The 17,675-nt window shown below is 69.5% G+C and carries 1 protein-coding gene; it reads right to left on the reverse strand.

What is annotated here, in order from left to right:
* Positions 1–79: 79 nt before the first annotated feature.
* Entirely contained in the window at positions 80–17,491 is a 17,412-nt protein-coding gene (locus AA0Z93_RS11385) for a BapA/Bap/LapF family large adhesin (protein ID WP_413048842.1), read from the reverse strand.
* Positions 17,492–17,675: the final 184 nt, after the last annotated feature.

The raw sequence follows: 17,675 nt of genomic DNA on the forward strand, positions 1-17,675 counted from the left end.
CAAGACCTAAATCCTGCCTGCGCTCGCCTTGCATTACCTTCGTATCAAGACGTTTCCTACAACCATAGACTAGCTTTCCCTAAACCACATGCACGCTGTTCTGGATCCACAGTTGCTGGCTCGGGTCTTGCTGGGCCGTGTACTGGTCGTAGTCGATGCCGTCCGCCACGCCTTGGCCCGCCAGGCTCCACTGCTCGCCGAGCAGCACCGAGTCGGCGCCGTCGCCTTTGATCAGCAACGGGCTGCCCACTCCGTCGCCCAGCGCCAGCACATCCTCCAGGCTGACGCTCAGGCTCACCGCACTGGTGGTGTTGAGGTCGAGCACTTCCAGGGCCTGGACCTGGCCAACCAGGCTGCCCAGGTCGATGCTGGCGTCGCCGCCTTGCCAGAGCAGGGTGGTGCCCTCGGCAGCGTCCTGCACCTGGGCGAAAGCGTCTTCGCCGAGCAGGTCGTCCGCAGCCACGCTGGTATCGGCACCACTGTCGTTGGTATCGGCGGCTGGCGTGTCACGCGGATCGTCGCTCAGCGCCTGCACCGCTCGATCATCCGCCTCGGCCCCGCCGGCCACCAGCAGCGAGACTTGGGCGTTGTCGTCCAGCACCGCCAGGCGTTGCACGCCAGTGACAGCGCCCTCGGCCAGGGTGATCTTCAGCTGCGCGGTGTCGACACTGCCGTTGGGGTGGGTGAGGGCGTAGGTGAACTGATCCACCTGGCCCACCACCGAGCCGGCCAATCCGGGTTTGAGCGTGTAGCTGTAACTGCCGTCGGCCTGCACCAGCAGAATGCCGTACAGCCCGACCACGCTGATGCCGTTGTAGCCAGGCAGCGCGTAAGTGTTGGCGGCGGTCTGCACGCTCAGGGTGGTGAGGTTCGAACCCAGGGTATCGCCGGCCAGCAGGTTGCCGGTGGCGACGCTGGAGCGGTCGACCATGAACTCGGTGAGCGACTTGGTGCTGGTGTTGAGCGTGGAGTTCAAGCTCGACCCCAGGCCCAACAAGCCGCTGGCCTTGACCGTGACCTGGTAGGTACCGGCGCTCTGGTTGGCGAAGGTGTAGCCGCGCGCGGTGTTGTTCACCAGGCTCAGCAGGTCGTTGCCGTTGACGGTCTGCACGGTTACGTACTGGCCGCTGGCATTGAGTTTTTGCAGTTGCACCGAAGCATTGCCCAGCAGCGCCAGCAAATTGGCCGAGGTCAGCACCACTTGCAGGTCGGCGGTGGTGCCGGCGGCCACGGTGTGGCCCAGCACGCTGGACTTGACGCCTGCCAGGGCCGGCAGGTCGATGCGGGCGAAGTCCTGGGTCGCCGTCGTGACCTTGTTGGCCAGTACCAGGTTGCTGCGCCCCACATCGTCCACGGCGTCCACCAGCCTTGCCGGCGCGGCGAGGTTGCTGTCGTTCCACACCTCAGTGGCCTGTGGGCTGTCGATGCGCACGTAGAGGTTGGCGGTGTCGCTCTTGCCGTTGGGATGCGCCAACTGATAGCTGAACACATCGACCTTGCCGACGCTCGCGGTGCTGCCGTTGGGGGTGTAGGTGTAGCTGCCGTCGGCACGGATCAGCAGGCTGCCGTACTGGCCCTGGACCGTGGTGCCGGCGCCGGCCGCGACGTAGCTGCCGGCCTTGAGCACCTGCAACACGGCGCCGCTGTCCGGCCCGAGGATGTCGGTGGTGCCGTCGGTGCCCAGGTCGCTGACGACGTTGCCGGCCAGCGCCGTGCCCGTGCCGGTGAACTGGGTCAGGCTGGTGGTTTCGATGTCCAGCCGGGTGTTGACCGTGGTCAGTACGCCCAATCCCCCGGAACGCGTCACCAGTTGATAGTCACCGGCCTGCAACGTGCCGATCGTGGCGCGCAGCCCGACGCCGGGCAGCAGCACCAAGGTCAACAACGCCGAGTCGTTGGCGGTGGCGATGTCCACCCAGACGCCGCTGGCGTTCTTCACCTGCAAGGTGAAGGTCGAACTGTTGAGCAGACCCAGCAGGTTGTCGGTGCTCAGGGTCAGGACCGGATTGGCGGTAGTGCCGGCGGCGACCGTCCAGTTGAAGGCCTTGCTAGTGTTGAGGCCCGCCAGCAGGGTGTAGCTGTCGTTGATCGGTGCTTGGGTGACGACCACCGGCGCCAGGTTGACCACGGCGGTCGCCAGGTTGTCGCTGGCCACCACCGGCAGGTTGACGTCGATGTCCGGCGCCACCACCGTGGCGTTGGCCGACACGTTGCCGCGCGGGTCGGTGAGGCTCACGGTCAAAGCCTGACCATTGTCCTGCGCCGGGTTGAGCACCACGCTGAACAGCCCCGTAGCACCGATCACCACACCGCTTTGCAGCACGCTGCCGTCGGCGCCGCGCACGGTGACGCTGGCGCCCACTTCGCCGCTGCCGGTGAGCAGCGTGCCGGTGGCGTTGACCAGCAGGTTGCCGGCCAGGCTCGGCGGAGTGAAGTCGGGCGCCACCACGCTGCTCACCGGCGAGACGTTGCCCGCCCCATCGGTCAGGGTGACGTTGAGGGTTTCGAAGTTGACCTGTGGTGTGGTCAGCGTGACCACATAGCTGCCGTTGGCCGCCACCGTGGCCGTGCCGACGACCGTGCCGTTGCTGCGCACGATCACCCGTGTGCCGGCCTCGCCCGTGCCGGTGAGCACGGTGCCCGCCGCGTTGATGGCGACGCTCGGCGCGGTGGGCGCCGTGGTGTCGGCGGCGGTTAGGGTGGCGCTGGCCGACAGGTTGCCGGCGCGGTCGGCCTGGCGCACGGTCAGCACCTGGCCATCGAGCTGGGCGGTGGGCAGCGTCAGTTCGAACTGGCCATTGGCACCGACCTGCACCGAACCCAAAGCCGCGCCGCCCCGGCCGCTGACGCTGACCAGGGCGCCCGCCTCGCCCGTGCCTACCAGGCGCAGGCCGCCGTCGAGCAGTTGCAGGTTGCCCGGTGCGCCAGGCGCTTGCACGTCCGGCACGCTGTAGCCGAGCACGGCCGAGCCGTTGCCGGCGGCATCGGTCTGCTGCACGTTGAGGGTCTGGCCGTTGAGCTGGGGGCTTCCCAGGGTGACGGCGAAGGTGCCCGCCGCCGTCACCGACGCGGTGCCCAATGTGGCGCCCAGCGCGCTGCGCACCGTGACCGTGGCGCCGGCCTCGCCGGTACCGCTGAGCACCAGGCCGTTGCCCGACAAGGAAACCACCACCGGCTGCGCGGGTGGCGTGACGTCCGCAGCCATCAGTACGAAGGGCTGCGACGCACCGCCACTGGAGCTGGCGACGACCTCGAGCATCTGACCATTGAGTTGCGCTTGCGCCAGGGTGATCTGGAAGGTGCCCTGCAAGGTCGCCTCGGCGACGCCGAGCTGTACCCCGGCGGCGTCGTACACCCGCACTTCGCTGCCGGCCGTGGCGAGGCCGGTGACCACCAGGCCATCGGCGCTGAGCAGCACGCCGGTGGGCGCCGCCGGTACGGGTTCGAGCGGCGTGTCGAAGGTCTCGGCTGGGGACAGGTTGCCTGCGACGTCGGTCTGCGTGATCGACAGCGGCGCACCCGGTGTGGCGGTCGGTGCCAGCACTACCTGGAACGTGCCATTGGCCGCCACCACGGCGCTGCCCAGCGTCGTGGCGCCTTCGGTGACACGTACCGTCGCACCCGCTTCGCCGCGACCGGTCAGCACGTCGTAAGCGGTATTGATCGACAGATTGGTCACCAGCCCCGGGGGTGTGACGTCCAGAGCGACCACGGTCTGCGCGGCGGAGGTATTGCCCGCGGCATCCGTGGCGCTGACGGTCAACGTCTCGCCATTGAGCTGCGCGGGTGTGATCGGCACCGCGAAGGCACCGCCCGCCGGTATCTGCACTTCGTTCAGCACCGCACCGTTGGCGGCACGTACGCTGACCGTACTGCCCACTTCGCCCGTGCCGGTGAGCAGCGTACCCGCCGCATTGAGGTTGAGGTCGAGCAGGGGCGCCGGTGGGGTGAGGTCTTGCGCGGTGAGCAGCAGCGGCACCGATGGATTGCCCGTGGCGTCCTGCGCCACGACGCTCAACACCTCACCGTTCTGCTGCGCGGTGGCAAGGTCCAGGACGAACAGGCCCTCGTCGTCGATCACGCCTTGGGCCACGACGTTGCCCAGGTTGTTGACCACAGTCACCCGCGCGCCGGCTTCACCGCTGCCGCTGATCTGCGTGCCGTCGGCATTGAGGCTGGCGACCACTTGCGCCGGTGGCGTGACGTCGAGCGCCACCAGGGAAGTGGGCAGCGACACGTTCTGGCTGGCGTCCTCGAGGGTGACTTGCAGGCGTTCGCCATTGCGCTGCGCAGCATCCAACGGCACCACGAAGCGGCCATCGGCGCCCACGTCGGCGGTACCGATCGGCACCCCGCCCAGGCTGACCGTGACCCGGGTGCCGGGCTCGCCCGTACCGCTGAGCTGGTCGCCTGCGCCGTTGAGCGCCAGGTTGTCCGGCGCCAGCGGCGGCGTGCGGTCGGGCGCGGTGACCTGTACCGCCTGGCTGAGGTTGCCGGGCGGGTCGGCCTGCTGCACGTCGAGGATCTGGTTATCGATCTGCGGTGGGTCGAGCTCGACGCGGAAGGTCTCGTCGGGCTGCACCAGGCCGCTGCCCAGCACCTGCCCGGTCGCGTCGCGCACGGTCACCGTCGAGCCCGGTTCGCCGCGTCCGGTGACCACGCTGCCGTCGACTCTGATCCGCACCGCGCTGAGCGGCTCGGGCGGGGTGAAGTCCGGGGTGTTGAGGATCAGCACCGGCGACAGGTTACCGGCCGCGTCGGCCTGTACCAGGCGCAGGGCCTCGGCGTTGGTCAGCGCCGGGGTCAGGGTGAGGCTGAAGTTGCCGCTGGCATCGACGGTCGCCGTGCCCAACGGCTCGCCGGCCGCATTGCTCACCGTGACCACGGCGGCCACTTCGCCACGACCGCTCAGCGTCGCACCGTCGGCGGAAATGCTCACGTCGCTGAGCAGGGTGGGCGCCCTGGTGTCGGGAGCTGTGAGGTCGCTGGCCGCCGAACGGTTGCCGGCGGCGTCGGTGAGCACCACGTGGAGGATCTGGCCATTGGCCTGGAGCGGCGTCAGTGCCACTTCGAAGGTACCGTTGAGCAGCACCGTAGCGCTGCCCAACAGGGCGCCGCTGGCATCCAGCACACTGACTTGGGCACCCGCTTCGCCGGTACCCAGCAGCACGCCGCCGCCGCTGGCGAGGCGCAGTTCGGCCGGGGCCTCGGGCGCCGTACGATCCGCTGCCAACAAGGCGATGCTGGTGGAGATGTTGCCGGCCGCATCGGCCTGTGTGGCGTCGAGACGCTCGCCGTTGAGTTGCGCGGCATCGAAGGTGACGCTGAAGCTGCCGTCGGCCGCCACCTGGGCCGTGCCCAGCGTCAGGCCGCCGTTACCGCTGACGCTGACCGTGGCGCCGGCTTCGCCCTTGCCGCTGAGCACCAGGCCATCGGCGGACAGCGACAACTGCGTCAAGGGTTGTGGCGCGATCAGGTCCGGCGCTTGTAGCGTGGTCGGCAGCGACAGTGTGCCAGCGGCGCCTTCGGCGCTGATTTCCAAACGCTCGCCGTTGGCCTGGCGGCTGTTCAAAGTCACGTTGAAGGTGCCGTCGGCGAGCACCGCCGCGCTGCCCAGCAACAGCCCGTTGGGACCGTAGACCTGTACCGTGCTGCCGACACTGCCGATGCCACTGAGGCTCAGGCCGTCGTCGGCCAGCAGCAGTTGCGTCGGCGTCTGTGGCGCAGGGATGGCCGGTACGTCGAAGGTCAGGGCGGGCGAGGCATTGCCGTTGGCGTCGACTTGCACCACACCGAGCGGCAAGCCCGGTGTGGCAGGCGGATCGAGGGTGATCGCGAAGCGCCCGTCGGCATCGACCACGCCGGTGCCGAGCACGGTGCCATTGACGTCGATGACATTGACCGTGACGTCGGCACCTGCCTCGCCATGTCCGGTCAAGGTCACGCCGTCGGCCGACAGCGCCAGGTTGCTGACGAAGTCGGGCGGGGTGGTGTCGGCGGCGAGCACATTGGCTACCGCCGAGCGGTTGCCGGCGGCATCGGTGGCGGTCACCTGCAGCGCTTGGCCATCGACCTGTGGCGCCGCGAGGGTCAGGCGGAAGGTGCCGTTGGCGTCGACCAGGGTGGTACCCAGCAGCAGGCCTTGGGCATCGCGCACCTGCACGGTGCTGCCGGCTTCGGCGCTGCCGGTGAGTTGCAGGCCGCCGCTGGCCAGCAGCAGGTCGCTGGGCGCGGCAGGCGGCGTCAGGTCAGGGGCGACGACTGGCGCGGCCGCCGAAGCGATGCCGCCTGCGTTGATCTGCACCGCGCTCAGGCGCTCGGCGTCGAGTTGTGCGGCGTCCAGCCTGAGCACAAAGGTGCCGTTGCCGGCGACCGTGCCGGTGCCGATCAGCGTGCCTGCCGCGTCGCGCACCTCCACCGTATTGCCTGCCTGGCCCAGGCCGCGCAGGGTCAGACCGTCGTTGTTCAGCACCAGGTTGCTCAATGGCGCTGGCGGTTGCAGGTCGGGGGTGGTCAGGGCGATGGCCGGCGACAGATTGCCGGCCGCGTCCGCTTGGGTCACGCCCAAGGTCAAGCCCGTGGTTTGTGGCGGTGTCAGCGCGACCACGAACAGGCCGTTGTCGGCCACGGTCGCGCTGCCTACCAAGGTGCCGTCAGGCGTACGCACGCGCACGCTGGCGCCGGGTTCGCCGGTACCGCTGAGCCGGCTGCCGTCTGCGCTCAACAGCAGTTGCCCGACCGCCAGCGGTGGGGTGCGGTCCGGCGTAGCCAGCGCGACCGGCTCGGAGGTGTTGCCGGCCCGGTCGGTCAGAGTGATCTGCAGCGGCGCACCGCTGACCTGGGTGATCGGCAGAGTGACCTGGAACTGCCCGACTTGGTTGACCGTACCGGTGGCCAGCACCACACCGTTGGCGTCGCGCACGGTCACCAGTGCGCCGTTTTCGCCCTGGCCGCTGACCACCGTGGCGGCATCGTTCAAGCTCACAGCCGAGGCGCCGGCCGGCGGCGTGATGTCGGGTGCGCTGGACGAAATCGCCAGCGACAGGTTGCCGGCCGCATCGGCCTGGCGCACCAGCAGGGTTTCGCCGTTCACCGGGGCGGGGTTCAAGGCCACGCTGAACGCGCCGGCGGCGTCGACCACGGCGCTGCCGAGCAAGGCGCCGCCGGTGTCGCGGACCGTGACGGTCGCGCCCGCTTCGCCGCGCCCGCTCAAGGCCGTGCCATCGCGCTCGACCAGGGTCACCACAGGGGCATCCGGCGCCGTAACGTCCGGCGCGACCACGCTGACCGGCGCCGACACCACGCCTTGCAGCGACGCATTGACCTGTAGCGTCTGGCCGCCGAAGGCGGCGATGCGCAGGAACACCAGGAAGGTGCCGTCCGTGCCCACCGTGCCGGTGCCCAGGGTCACGCCCTCGGCGACCACGCTGATCTGGCAGCCGGCCGTGCCCACGCCCGTGAGGCTGAAGCCGTCGGCGCTGAGCTGCAATTGGGACGGTGTCTCGACGATGCTGCCGAGCGGGCCGTCCACCGGCGTAGGCACTGTGTTCGGGTTCCCGGCGGCATCGATCACCACCAGTTCGGCACTGTCGCCGGCCAGCAGCGCGGTGAGCAGAGGCACCACGAAAGTGCCGTCGTCACCGACCTGAACGCGGCCCAACTCGCCGTCTGCGTTACGTACGACCACCGTGCTGCCCGGCTCGGCATTGCCGCTGATGCTGGCGCCGTCCAGGCTGACCGAGACGTTCAGCGCGGCTTCGGGTGGAGTGGAGTCGGGCGCGTTGAGCAGCGCTTCGAGCGAGGTGAGGCCAGCGCCATCGGTGGCGATCAGGCTGATCAGCTCGCCGTTGGTCAGCGTGGCGGGAAGGGTCGCGGTGAAGGTGCCGTCGGTCTGCACCGGCACGGTGACCAACTCGAGCCCGGCGGCATCGCGCAGGGTGACGCTCACAGCGCCAACGGCCGTACCGCTGACGGTGCTGCCGTCGACGCTGACGCTGCCCAGTGGTGCTTCCAGCGGCGCAGTGGCGGGCGCGGTCACGTCTGTGGGGATGGAGGTGTTGTTCGCCGTATCGGTCAGGGTCACGCTTAGGGTTTGACCCTCGTTCTGCAGCGGCGTCAGGTTGACCACGAACAGGCCGCCGGGCTGCACCACGCCCTGACCGAGCAGATCGCCCGCAGCATTGCGCACTTCCACGCGGCTGCCCACTTCGCCCGTACCGGACAACTGGTTGCCGTTGGGGCTGAGCTGCAGGTTGTCGGGCGCCAGGGGAGGGCTGGTGTCATTGGCGGTGTAGCGTACCGCCGCTGAGGCGTTGCCCTGGGCGTCGATCACCAGCACATCCAGCAATTGGCCGTCGATCTGCGCAGGCAGATCGACTTGGAAGCGTCCGTCGGCATCGACCGTACCCGTGCCCAGCACAACGCCCAGCAGGGTACGCACTTCCACGCTGGCGCCTGGTTCGGCGATGCCGCTGAGCAGGGTGCCGTCGACGCTGAGCGACAGCCCGGCGGCGATGTCGGGGGCTTGCAGGTCCGGTGCTTGCACATCGACGCCTGGGGAAACGTTGCCGCCGCCATCGGTCAGGGTCGCGGTGAGGCGCTGGCCGTTGAGTTGCGCCGGCTCCAGCGTCACGCGGAAGCTGCCGTCTGCGGCAACCACGACGCTGCCGACCACGCCTTGGGCGTTGCGCACGGTGACGGTGGTGCCAGGTTCGCCTATGCCGATCAGTACGCTGCCGTCGGGCAGCAGTTGCAGGGCGCTGGCAGGCTCTGGCGTTTCCAGGTCCGGGGCGCCGACCGTGACGGGGGCGGACAGATTGCCGGCCACATCGCGCTGTTCGACGGTCAAGGTCTGGCCGTTGGTTTGCGCGGGGTCCAGGGGCACGTCGAAGCGGCCGTCCGCCGCCACCAGCACGCTGCCTAGGATGGCGCCGTCAGGCCCGCGCACGGTCACGCTGGCGCCCGCTTCGCCCTGGCCGCTGACGGTGGTGCCCTCGGCGCTGACCAGCAACTGGGCGACCGGCAAGGGCGGTTCGATGTCAGGCACAGCGAACGTCACCGTGGCCAGGTTGCCGGCGGTGTCGCTGGCTTCGATGTCCAGCGTTTCGCCGTTGCGTTGCGCCGGGGTGAGGGTGAGGCTGAAGCGACCTGCGGCGTCGACCGTGGCGCTGCCCAGCACGTTGCCGTCGATGTCGCGCACGGTGAGGGTGGCGCCCGCTTGACCGAGGCCGCTCAGCAGCGTGCCGGTGGCATCCACGGTGAAACCCGAGGGTTGCAGCGGGCCGAGCAGGTTCGGCGCGGTCAGGCTGCCGGGCGTGGAGACGTTGCCGGCGCCATCGGTGAGGATGACGTCGAGCGCTTGGCCGGCGACCTGCGCCGGGTTCAACGTCAGGCTGAAGCTGCCGTTGTCGTTGACCACGCCAGTGCCCAGCGCTTGGCCATCGGCACCGACCACCTGCACGCTGGCACCCGGCTCGCCACGGCCGTTCAGGGTGACACCGTCGGCGCTCAGTTGCAGGCCCAAGGGCGCCGACGGCGCGGTGATGTCCGGGGCTACGGCGGGGGTAGGCAACGAACTGTTGCCGGCGGCATCGACCACCACCAGGGTGAAGTCTTCGCCGTTGGCCAAGGGCGGAACGAGCGGCAACTGGAAGTTGCCAGCGCCGTCGGCCCGAACTTCCCCCAGCGAATTCCCGGCAGCATCGCGCACCAGCACCTGGCTGCCCGCTGGCGCGGTACCACTGACGCTGGCGCCGTCTTCGGCCACCACCACGTTGGCGGGGCTTGGCAGCACGGCGTTGCCAGGTACGTCGAGCGACAGTTCGGCGGAGCGGTTGCCGGCCGTGTCGATCTGCACCAGGTTCAGCGCATCGCCTGCGGCGACCGCAGTGTCCAGGGCGACGAGGAAAGTGCCGTTGTCGGCGACCACGGCGGCGCCCAGCAGCGTGCCATTGGCGTCCCGCACTTCCACGCGGGCGCCGACTTCGCCGCGGCCGGCGACCAGCCCGTCGAGCGCGCTCACCACTATGTCGAGCACCAGCCCTGGCGGGGTGACGTCCGCTACGTCGTAGTCCAGCGGCGTCGAGCGGTTGCCCGCGCCATCGATCACTTCGATCAGCAACGCTTCGCCGTCGAGCAGCGGGGTATCCAGGCTCAGGCTGAAGCGGCCCTGGGCATCGACCAGCGCTTGCCCGACCAAGGCCCCATCGGCGTCGCGTACCTCGATCCGCGCGCCGGCTTCGGCACTGCCGCTCAGGGTCTGGCCGCCGACCAGCAGCAGGTCGGTGGGTTGCGCGGGCGCAGTCAGGTCGGGTGCGTCGAGCGAAGCGCTGGCGGTGTTGCCCGCGGCATCGGTGAGGGTCACGCGCAGCGCGCTGCCGTCGATGACGGCGGGCACCAGGTCGAGGATGAACTGGCCGTCGAGCGCCACTTGGCCCTGCGCCAGCACTTGGCCTGCGGCATTCAGCACACGGACCGTGGTCCCGACTTCGCCACGACCGGACAGTATGGCGCCGTCGGGGCTGATGGCCAGCGCCGTGGGTGCGGCCGGCGCAGTGGTGTCGACCGGCACCTCGATCTGCGGTGCCGTCACGTTGCCGGCCAGCGACGTATTGCCCGCGCTGTCGGTGGCACTGACTTGCAACGCTTGGCCGGCGACCTGGGCCGGTTGCAGGGTGACGCTGAAGCTGCCCGCAGCATTGGCCTGGACGCTGCCGAGCAGATTGCCCTGGGCGTCCTTGACTTGCACTTGGCTGCCTGCTTCGGCACGGCCGACAACGCTGCGCCCGTCGGCGCTGACCAGCAACGCGCTGGGCGCATCGGGTGCGGTGAGGTCAGGTGCGGTGATGGGCACGGGCAGCGAAGCGTTGCCTGCGCCGTCGACCACGACCACTTGCAGTTGCTCGCCGTTGGCCTGGGGCGGGTCGAGCACCACGTCGAAGCGGCCTTCGGCGCCCACGCCGACGCTGCTCACGACCTCGCCGTTGGCGTCGCGCACCTGCACCGTCGTGCCCGGCGTGGCGCTGCCGCCGAGGCTGCTGCCGTCCGCGGCCAGCACCAGATCGCTGGGGCTGAGCGGCGGCGGGGTCAGCGGCACGAGGTAGTTGACCGGGTCAGAGGTGAGGCCGGCTGCGTCGGTCTGTACGAAGGTCAGGGCGCTGCCTGGCAGGATGGCCTCGGTCAACGGCAGGAGGAAGTTGCCATCGACGCCCACCACGCCGCTCGCCAGCAATTGGCCGTTCGCATCGCGTACGCTGACCGTGGCGCCTGCTTCACCACGCCCGGCGATGAGCAGGCCATCGGCGCTGACCACGATGTTGCCGACCCCATCGGGGGCGGTGCGGTCGGGCGCTGGGAACACCAGGGGCGTCGAGCCGTTGCCCGCCGCATCGATCAGGCGTATGTCCAGCAGCTCGCCATTGAGCTGGGGCGTGTCGAGGGTGAGGCTGAAGCGTCCGTCGGCATCGACGTTGCCACTGCCGATCAGCACGCCGGCGGCGTCGCGCACTTCGACCTGGGCGCCGATCTCGCCGGTACCGCTGAGCAGGTCGCCGTCGATCAGTTGCAGGTCGCTTGGCTGTTGCGGTGCGGTGAGGTCGCGGCTGGTGATCAGGGTCGGCGCCGAGGCATTGCCGGCGGCATCGACCAGGGTCACGCGCAAGGTGCTGCCGTCGATCACCGCGGGTGCGAGGTCGAGGCCGAAGCGGCCGTCGGCGCCGACCGTAGTGCTGGCGACGAGGTTGCCTTGGGCATCGCGCACCTGCACTTGGGCGTTGGCCTCGCCGCTACCGGTCAGGCGCACGCCGTTCGGAGTGAGCGCCAGGTCGAGCGGGGCCTGCGGCGGCGTCACATCGACCGGCGGTTCGAGGTCGGGCGCGGTGACGGCGGCCGGGCCGGAGACGTTACCGGCCGCATCCTGGGCGGTGACGGACAGCGCTTGCCCGGCGGTCTGCACCGGCACCAGAGGCACGCTGAAGCTACCGGCCTCGTTGACCACGGCGGTGCCGAGCAGGTTGCCCTGGGCATCGACCACGCGCACGGTGCTACCCGGTTCGCCACGGCCGGTGACGGACGCGCCGTCGGCGCCGACGAGCAGTTCGCCCGGCACGCTTGGCGGCGTGATGTCGGGCGCGGTGAGGGAAGTAGGGATCGAGCTTTGGCCGTTGCCATCGATGGCGAACGCATCGATCAGTTCGCCATTGGCCTGGGCCGGTTGCAGGGTGAGGGTGAAGGTGCCGTCTGCCGCCGCTACGGCGCTGCCCAACAAAGTGCCGTCAGCGGCACGGGCCTCGACACGGTTTCCGGGCGTGGCGACGCCACTCAGTTCGGTGCCGTCTGCGTTCAGGGCCAGTCCGGTCGGGCTGGCCGGGGCCGGGGTGGCAGGTACGGTGAAGTCCAAGCCTGCCGAAACGTTGCCGGCGGCGTCGGTTTGCGTGAGGGCGATGGCCTGGCCGGCGGCTACCGGCGTGTCCAGGGTCAGCACGAAGGTGCCGTTGTCGGCCACCGTGCCGGTGCCGATGAGGTTGCCGTCGCCGTCGCGCACCTGCACGGTGGCACCGGCTTCGCCGCGGCCTGAAAGTGTGACGCCGTCGGCGCCGACCACCACGTTGGTGACGGCGGCGGGGGCAGTGATGTCGGGCGCTTGGAAGGCCAGCGGGGCGGAGGTGTTGCCGGCACCGTCGGTCTGGCGCACGTCGAGGAACTCGCCATTGGCCTGGGCGGGGTCGAGGGTCAGAGTGAAGCCACCGTCCGCACGTACCTGTCCCGTGCCAATCACCGTGCCCAGCGCGTCGCGCACCACGACGGCGGCGCCGGGCTCGCCCGATCCGCTCAGGGTGGTGCCGTCGGCCAGCGCCAGTGCGCTCGGCTGGGCCGGTGCCGTGAGGTCTGGCGTAGCGATCGAAACGGGCGCCGAGGTGTTGCCTGCGGCGTCGGTGAGCTGCACTTGCAACGCGCTCCCGTCGACGATCGCGGGGGCGAGGGCAAGGACGAAGCTGCCGTCGGCCGCCACCGCGCCCGTACCGATCACGTTGCCTTGGGCATCGCGCACGGTCACCGTCGTACCCGCTTCGCCACGGCCGCTCAACTGTCCGCCGCCAGGGCTGAGCACCAGGGCGGTCGGGCTGGCCGGCGGCGTGACGTCGACGGGCGGTTCGAGGTTGGGCGCGGTGATGCCCACCGGCGCCGAGACGTTGCCGGCGGCATCCTCTGCGGTCACGGCCAGGGCCTGGCCTGCGGTTTGTGGCGGGTCGAGCGGCACGGTGAAGCTGCCGGCGGCATTGACCACGGCGCTGCCGAGCGGGTTGCCCTGGGCATCGAGCACGCGCACGGTGCTGCCGGGTTCGCCACGGCCGGTGACGTTGCTGCCGTCGGCGTCCACGGTGAGTTCGGTCGGCACGGCGGGGGCAGTGATGTCGGGTGCGGTGAGCGAGGTGGGGATCGAGCTTTGGCCGTTGGCGTCGATGGCGACCGCATCGATCAGTTCGCCGTTGGCTTGAGGCGGTTGCAAGGTGATGGCGAAGGTGCCGTCTTGGGCGGCCACGGCGCTGCCGAGCAGTACGCCATTGGCGCCGCGCACTTCCACTCGATCGCCAGGTGTCGCCAAGCCGGTCAGTTCGGTGCCGCCGGCATTCAGCGCCAGTCCGGTCGGGCTGGCCGGGGCGGGGGTGGCAGGTACGGTGAAGTCCAGATCTGGAGAAACGTTGCCAGCAGCATCGGTTTGCGTGAGGGCGATGGCTTGGCCGGCGGCTACCGGCGTGTCCAGGGTCAGCACGAAGGTGCCGTTGGCGGCCACCGTACCCGTGCCGATCAGCGTGCCATCGCCGTCGCGCACCTGCACGGTGGCACCGGCTTCGCCGCGGCCCGACAGTGTCACGCCGTCGGTACCGACCACCACGTTGGTGACGGCAGCAGGGGCGGTGATGTCGGGTACTTGGAAGGCCAGGGGCACGGAGGTGTTGCCCGCCGCGTCGGTCTGGCGCACGTCGATGAACTCGCCATTGGCCTGAGCTGGGTTTAGGGTGAGCGTGAAGCTGCCATCGGCATCCACGGTGCCGGTGCCGATGACATTGCCTTGGGCATCACGCACTTGAACCGTAGCGCCCGGCTCGCCAGAGCCGGTCAGGGTGATGCCATCGGCCACGGCCAGATCGGTCAGCGGCGCAGGTGCGGTCAGATCCGGCGAGAGCACCGAACCCGGTTGCGAAACGTTGCCGGCCGCATCGGTCAGGTCCACTTGCAAGGCGCTGCCGTCGATCACGGCCGGGTCCAGCGCAACGGTGAAGCTGCCATCGGCGCCCACCGTGCCGGTGCCGATCAGGTTGCCTTGGGCATCGCGCACGTTGACGATGGTGCCCGTCTCGCCGCGGCCGCTCAACTGACTGCCGCCTGGGCTGACGACCAGGTTGGTGGGCGCATCGGGCGCGGTGTCGTCGACCGGCGTATCGACATGGGGCGCTGTCACCACCGCGCTGGCCGAAATGTTGCCGGCCGCATCCTGGGCTGTGACCGACAGCGCCTGGCCGTCGATTTGCGGCGGCGCGAGTGCGACCGCGAAGCTGCCGGCAGCGTTGACGGTGGCCGTACCGAGCACGTTGCCCTGCGCATCGACCACACGCACGGTGCTGCCAGGTTCGGCGCGGCCGGTCAGCACCGTGCCGTCGGCACTGACGGCCAGTTCGGTCGGGGCATTGGGGGCGGTGATGTCGGGGGCGGTGATCGAAGCGGGGATCGAGCTTTGGTCATTGGCGTCGATGGCCACGGCATCGATGATTTCGCCGTTGGCTTGAGGCGGTTGCAGGGTGATGGTGAAGGTGCCGTCCGCCGCCGCTACGGCGCTGCCCAGCAAGGTGCCGTCAGCGGCACGGGCTTCGACACGGTTTCCGGGCGTGGCGGTGCCGCTCAGTTCGGTGCCGTCTGCATTGAGCGTCAGTCCGGTCGGACTGGCCGGAGCGGGGGTGGCAGGTACGGTGAAGTCCAGATCTGGAGAAACGTTGCCAGCAGCATCGGTTTGCGTGAAGGCGATGGCTTGGCCGGCGGCTACCGGCGTGTCCAGGGTCAGTACGAAGGTGCCGTTAGCGGCCACCGTACCCGTGCCGATCAGCGCGCCGTTGCCGTCGCGCACCTGCACAGTGGCACCGGCTTCGCCGCGGCCCGACAGTGTCACGCCATCGGCACCGACCACCACGTTGGTGACGGCAGCAGGGGCGGTGATGTCGGGTACTTGGAAGGCCAGGGGCACGGAGGTGTTGCCCGCCGCGTCGGTCTGACGCACGTCGATGAACTCGCCATTGGCCTGGGCTGGGTTCAGGGTAAGCGTAAAGCCACCATCGGCACCCACGGTGCCGGTGCCGATCAGGTTGCCTTGAGCATCGCGCACCTGAACCGTAGCGCCAGGTTCGCCGCTGCCGGTCAGAGTGACGCCACCGGCCACTGCCAGATCAGTCAAAGGCGCAGGTGCAGTCAAGTCGGGCGAGAGCACCGAACCCGGCTGCGAGACGTTGCCAGCGGCATCGGTCAGATTCACTTGCAAAGCACTGCCGTCGATCACGGCGGGGTCAAGCGCAACGATGAAGCTGCCGTCGGCAGCGACTACACCCGTGCCGATCAGATTGCCTTGTGCGTCGCGCACATTGACGGTAGTACCAGCCTCGCCACGCCCGCTCAACTGGCTGCCGCCTGGGCTGACGGTCAGTGCGGTGGGCGCGTCGGGTGCGGTGTCATCGATCGGCGTTTCCAGATCGGGTGCCGTCACCGCTGCGCCGGCTGAAGTATTGCCGGCCGCATCCTGGGCAGTGACCGAAAGCGCCTGGCCGTCGATTTGCGGCGGCGCGAGTGCGACCGCGAAGCTGCCGGCAGCGTTGACGGTGGCCGTACCGAGCACGTTGCCCTGCGCATCGACCACACGCACGGTGCTGCCAGGCTCGGCGCGACCGGTCAGCACCGTGCCGTCGGCGCTGACGGCCAGTTCGGTCGGGGCATTGGGGGCGGTGATGTCGGGCACTCGGAACGTCAGCGGCGCTGAGGTGTTGCCCGCCGCATCGGTCTGGCGCACATCGACGACCTCGCCATTCGCTTGCGCCGGGTCGAGGGTCAGTGTGAACCTGCCGTCGGCGCCTACGGTGCCGCTGCCGATCGGGTTGCCGGCGGCATCGCGCACCTGCACGGTAGCGCCAGGCTCGCCAGTGCCGGTCAGGGTGACGCCATTGGCCACGGCCAGATCGGTCAGCGGAGCGGGTGCGGTCAAGTCCGGTGACAGCACCGACACTGGTGGCGAGACGTTGCCTGCGGCATCGGTCAGGTCCACTTGCAGGGCGCTGCCGTCGATCACGGCAGGATCGAGCACAACGCTGAAGCTGCCATCGGCACCTACGGTACCGGTGCCAATCGAGTTGCCCTGGGCATCGCGTACGTTGACGGTGGTGCCGGCTTCGCCGCGGCCGTTCAGTTGGTTGCCGCCCGCGCTTACGGCCAGGTCGGTGGGCGCGTCCGGTGCGCTGGTATCGGGTGGAGTATCGGTCGTAGGCGCGGCGATGACCGTGCTGCCGGACGTGTTGCCGGCCGGATCGGTCACGCTGACCTGCAAGGGCTGGCCGCCCGTTTGTGGGGGCTGCAAAGGCACGCTGAAGCTGCCGTCGCCAGCCACCGTACCGCTGCCGAGCAGGCTGCCGTCCGGGCCACGCACCACCACGGTGGCGCCCGGCTCGGCGGTGCCGGAGACGGCCGTGCCCTGGGGATTGATCGCAAGGTCCGTAGGCGGTTGCGGCGCGGTGATGTCGGGCGCTGTGACCGTAGCGGGCTCGGACGTGTTGCCTGCGGCGTCGGTCAGGCTGACGTCCAGCACTTCGCCATTGGCCTGGGCAGGCGCCAGGGCCAGGTCGAAGGTGCCATCGCCGCCCACCGTACCGCTGCCGAGCAAATTGCCCGCCGCATCGCGCACGTTGACGGTGCTGCCGGCTTCGCCACGCCCGCTCAGGCGCAGGCCGTCGGCGCTGACCAACAGGTCGGTCGCGGCGGCCGGGGCCGTGGTGTCCGCTGGGGCACCGCCGCCACCGCCGCCACCACCACCGCTGCCGGCCGCCGCTGCGGCACCACCGGCGCCGAGCAGGCCCAACCCGGCAATGGCGAAGGTGGGCGTGGCATTGCCCGCTTCGCCCAGGCCGGCCATGAGCTGGTCGAGCGAGGCGAAGTCTTCGAAGGTGAAGCCGGTGAAGGCGTCGGCGTCGTAGAGGCCGCGCCAGAGCGTGCCGTCTTCGCCGACGAAGACGATGTCGTTGCCGATCCCGGCTTCGTTGACCACGAAGAAATTGCCGAGGGTGATCTTTTCACCGGACTTGAGCGTGACCACCAGGTTTTGTCCATCGCGCACCACGTTGGCCACGCGGTCAGGCGCGACGGGCAGTTGAACGAGGCTGGGCTGGTTGAGGCGCAGGTCGCCCCAGGCGGATTGCGACAGTTGTTCGGTGCTTTTATCGGCGACGACGATGTTATCCATACATGCTCCCTGCTGGATGGTGGGCCGCCCTACCGCACAGCGGTAGCCGGCCAATCCTTGCCCGTTCGTGCACGAACGAGCCCGTAACAGCCCTGTTACAGATCGTTGGGAATGTATAGGTAGCGCTGATCGAACCGGCCAGTTTGTGGGGCGCGCCAAATATTTAGCTGCCGAATAATTGGCG

Origin of the sequence: Pseudomonas phoenicis (assembly GCF_047302395.1) — a bacterium.
GTDB lineage: Bacteria > Pseudomonadota > Gammaproteobacteria > Pseudomonadales > Pseudomonadaceae > Aquipseudomonas.